The sequence below is a fragment of the Streptomyces sp. MMG1121 genome (assembly GCF_001280015.1).
Lineage (GTDB): Bacteria > Actinomycetota > Actinomycetes > Streptomycetales > Streptomycetaceae > Streptomyces.
In genome coordinates, this window is sequence record NZ_LGDV01000005.1 from 1 (window position 1) to 4,695 (window position 4,695).

Genomic DNA, 4,695 nt, shown 5'->3' on the forward strand with positions numbered 1-4,695 from the left:
TCCAACGTCACCGGTACGCTCGCGTCCGCCGACGAGATCACCACCGCCGACTACTGGGTGGAGCACGTCCGCAGCACCGTCCGATTCCTCGACGGCATGCGGTACCTGGAATCCCGCGAGGTCCACACGTTCCTGGAACTCGGCCCGGACGGCGTGCTCTCCGCGGCGGGCCGTGCCTGCCTGACGGGGGACGGTGCCGCCGCCGTGCTGGTGCCCGCCACCCGCCAGGGCCGCCCGGAGGCGGAGACGCTGACCGCCGCCGTGGCGCACGTACACGTGCGGGGCGGGCACGTCGACTGGACCGCGCTGTTCGGAGCCGGTGCCCGACGCGTGGACCTGCCGACCCACGCGTTCCAGCGGCAGCGCTACTGGCTGCCGTCGTCCTCGACCACCGGAATGTCCGCAGCCGGACAGGCGCCGGTGGATCACCCGCTGCTCGGCGCCGCCGTCCGGCTCGCCGACGGGAACGGGCTGCTGCTCACGGGCCGGCTGGCCCTGTCCACCACCCCCTGGCTCGCCGACCACGCCGTGCTGGACACGGTGGTGCTGCCCGGTACCGCCTTCATGGACCTGGCGATCCGCGCAGGGGACGAGGCTGGCTGCGACCAGGTCTCCGAACTCACCCTGGAAACACCACTGTTGCTGCACCCGCAGGGCGCCGTACTGCTCCAGATCACGGTGGGTGAGGCCGACGCGGCCGGGCGCCGACCGATCGGCGTGTACGCGCGTCCGGAGGCCACGGCGGACGACCACCCGTGGACCCGGCACGCCACCGGCACGCTGGCGACGACGGACGCGACCGGTGCCGACGCGCCCGACGACGCGTACGAGTGGCCGGACGTGTGGCCGCCGACCGGCTCGACAGCGATCGACACCGACGCCCTCTACGCCCGGCTCGCCGACGCCGGGGTCACGTACGGCCCCGGATTCCAGGGACTGCGCGCGGCCTGGCGGCTCGGGGAGGAGATCTATGCCGATGTCCGGCTGCCCGAGGGGCTCGACGGCGACCGGTTCGGGCTGCACCCCGCGCTCCTGGATTCCGTACTGCACAGCCTGGCCGATGAGGCGGGCGCGGGAGAGCTGCGCCTGCCGTTCTCCTGGGCAGGGACGAGTCTGTTCGCGGCGGGGGCTGGCGCACTGCGGGCGCGTATCGCTCCCAATGGCGACGGCACGCTCTCGCTGCGGCTCGCGGACCCGGACGGCGGCCCGGTCGCGTCGGTGAACTCGCTGGCCATGCGGCCGGTGGCGCGCGAACAGCTCGACGCGGGCCGGGCGATTCCCCGCGACAGCCTGTTCCGGGTCGACTGGACGCCGGTGCACACGGTCCCGGCGGCGCCCGAGACCGCGGAGGCGGGCACGTTGCGCGTGGTCGAGGACCTCGCGGAGATCGGCGCGGACGACACCACCCCTGATGTGGTGGTGTACGCGGTCGCCACCGAGGCCGATGGCACCACCGAGGCCGACGGCGTCACCGCGGCGGTGCGCGCGGCGACGAGTGGTGTGCTGACGCTGGTGAAGTCCTGGTTGGCGACCGACCGGTTCGCCGGCTCCCGGCTGGTGATCCTCACTTCGGGTGCCGTCGACACGCACGACGGTGCGGGCGTACACGACCTCGCGGCGGCCGCCGTGCACGGCATGATCAGGTCGGCCCAGGCCGAGCACCCCGGCCGGTTCGTGCTGGCGGACTGCGATACGTGGCCCGTGGCGCCGGATGCGCTGCGGCGCGCCGTCGGTACCGGTGAGCCGCAGGTGGCGCTGCGGGCGGGCGAGGTGCTGGTGCCTCGCCTGACGCCCATGGTGTCCCTCGCGTCCGCCCGCACCGGCGATGCCGCCGGTACCACCGACACCCCATGGAACGGCGCGGGCACGGCGCTGATCACCGGCGGCACCGGTGCCCTCGGCGCGTTGGTCGCCCGCCACCTCGTAGCCGAACGCGGCGTACAGCACCTGGTGTTGACGAGCCGCCGCGGTCCGGACGCCCCGGGGGCCGACGCGCTGGTGGCCGAGCTGACCGAGCTGGGCGCGGACGTGACCATCGCGGCCTGCGACGCGGCCGACCGCGACGACCTGGCGGCCCTGCTGGCCCGTATCCCAGAAGAACACCCGCTGAGCTGCGTCGTACACGCGGCCGGCGCACTGGACGACGGCGTGTTCGACGCCCTGACGCCGGAGCGCTTCGAGACGGTCCTGCGCCCCAAGGCCGACGCCGCTCTCCACCTGCACGAGCTGACCCGGGACAGCGACCTGGCGGCATTCGTGCTGTTCTCCTCAGCCGCAGGCACCATCGGCGGCGTCGGCCAGGCCAACTACGCAGCCGCCAACGCCTTCCTGGACGGACTCGCCCAGCAGCGCCGCGCCGCCGGTCTGTCCGCGGTGTCGCTGGCCTGGGGCCCCTGGGCGCAGGCCGACGGCCCGGCCGACAGCACAGCCCGTGGCATGTTCGGCGCCCTCAGCGCGTCCGACCGGCAGCGGATGGCGCGTACCGGAGTCGTGGCACTGCCGTCCGACGACGCCCTGCGGCTCTTCGACGCCGCGCTCGACGCGCCGGCGGTGACGACCAGCCCCGTACTCGTCCCGCTGCGGCTGAACACCTCCGTACTGCGCACCCGCGTGGCGGAACTCCCACCGCTCTTCGCGAGCCTCGTACGCGGAACACCGGGCCGCCGGACCGCGTCCACCGGATCGGGCTCCAGCGACCCGGCCTCGCTGCGGCAGCGCCTGGCCGCGATGGCTCCGCAGGACCTTGAGCGCACGCTGCTCGAGCTCGTACGCGGGCACGTCGCCAGCGCGCTCGGCCACGCCTCACCCGAAACGGTGGACACCGACAAGGCGTTCAAGGACCTCGGCTTCGACTCGCTCACCGCCGTCGAACTGCGCAACCACCTGGACGCGGCCACCGGTCTGCGGCTGCCGGCCACCCTGGTGTTCGACCACCCCACCGCCGCCGCGCTGGCCGGGCACCTGCGGACGGCGCTGACCGGCGCCGGGAGCGAACCCGTGCCCCCGTCCGTATCCGCGACGACGCCGATCGCGGACGACCCCATCGCGATCGTGGCGATGGCCTGCCGCTATCCCGGCGGCGTCCGCACCCCCGAGGACCTGTGGCAGCTGACCGCCGGAGGGGGCGACGCGATCGCGGAGTTCCCGACCAACCGCGGCTGGGACCTCGACACCCTCTACGACCCCGACCCGGACCACCGGGGGACGTCCACCGTCCGGCACGGCGGCTTCCTCCACGACGCGGCGGACTTCGACCCGGGCTTCTTCGGGATCTCGCCCCGCGAGGCCCTGGCCATCGACCCCCAGCAGCGGCTGCTGCTGGAAACCGCCTGGGAGACCTTCGAGCGGGCGGGCATCGCACCGGCTTCGCTGCGCGGCAGCCGCACCGGTGTGTTCGCCGGCGTGATGTACAACGACTACGCGACGCGGCTGCGCACGGTCCCCGAGGAGTTCGAGGGCTACGTCGGCAACGGCAGCGCGGGCAGCGTCGCCTCCGGCCGGGTGGCTTACACGTACGGCCTCGAGGGGCCGGCCGTCACGGTCGACACGGCCTGCTCGTCCTCGCTGGTGGCCCTGCACCTGGCAGCCCAGTCGCTGCGGCAGGGCGAGTGCTCCATGGCGCTCGTCGGCGGCGTCACGGTGATGGCGACGCCGAACGGATTCATCGAGTTCAGCCGGCAGCGGGGGCTCGCGGCGGACGGCCGCTGCAAGTCGTTCGCGGCGGCGGCCGACGGCACCGGCTGGTCGGAGGGCGTCGGCATGCTGCTGGTGGAGCGGCTCTCCGACGCACAGCGCCTGGGGCACCCCGTACTGGCCGTGGTGAAGGGTACGGCGGTTAACCAGGACGGCGCGAGCAACGGCCTCACAGCACCGAACGGTCCGTCCCAACAGCGTGTGATCCGACAGGCGTTGGCGAACGCCGGGCTGTCGACCGGCGATGTGGACGCGGTGGAGGCGCACGGCACCGGTACGTCCCTGGGTGATCCGATCGAGGCGCAGGCGCTGCTGGCGACGTACGGGCAGGGGCGGGATGCAGACCGGCCGTTGTGGCTGGGCTCGGTGAAGTCGAACATCGGTCACACGCAGGCGGCCGCGGGCGTGGCCGGGGTGATCAAGATGGTGCAGGCGATGCGGCACGAGACGCTGCCGCGCACGCTGCACGTGGACGCGCCCAGCCCGCAGATCGACTGGTCGGCGGGGGCCGTCTCGCTGCTGACGGAAACGGTGGACTGGCCCCGGACGGACGGGCGCCCGCGCCGGGCCGGTGTCTCCTCGTTCGGCGTCAGCGGCACCAACGCGCACGTCATCCTCGAGCAGCCGGAGCCGACGGAGAACGGGGCGCACAGCGAGAACGGGGACGAGACTGTCGAGGCTCCGGACCTGCCCACCCTGCCCTGGGTCGTCTCGGGCCGGACCGAGCAGGCCCTGCGGGCACAGGCAGCCCGGCTGCGTGCGTACGTCCATCAGCACCCGGATTCCGGGGTCGCCGACATCGGCCGTTCGCTGGCGACGACGAGGACCGCGTTCCCCCACCGGGCCGCGGTGCTGGCCGGAGACCGGACGGGACTCCTGGCGGGCCTGGACGCGTTGGCGCGTGGTGAGGTGTCGCCGGATGTGGTCGAGGGTTCGGTGACGGAGGGCGCGTTGGCCTTCCTGTTCTCGGGGCAGGGGTCGCAGCGGTTGGGGATGGGCCGG

Annotated in this window: 1 protein-coding gene; it reads left to right on the forward strand. The window is 73.8% G+C overall.

What is annotated here, in order from left to right; translation table 11 throughout:
• Positions 1–4,695, forward strand: a 4,695-nt coding sequence (locus tag ADK64_RS03045) for a type I polyketide synthase (protein WP_199829466.1), incomplete at both ends; no start/stop codon positions are given.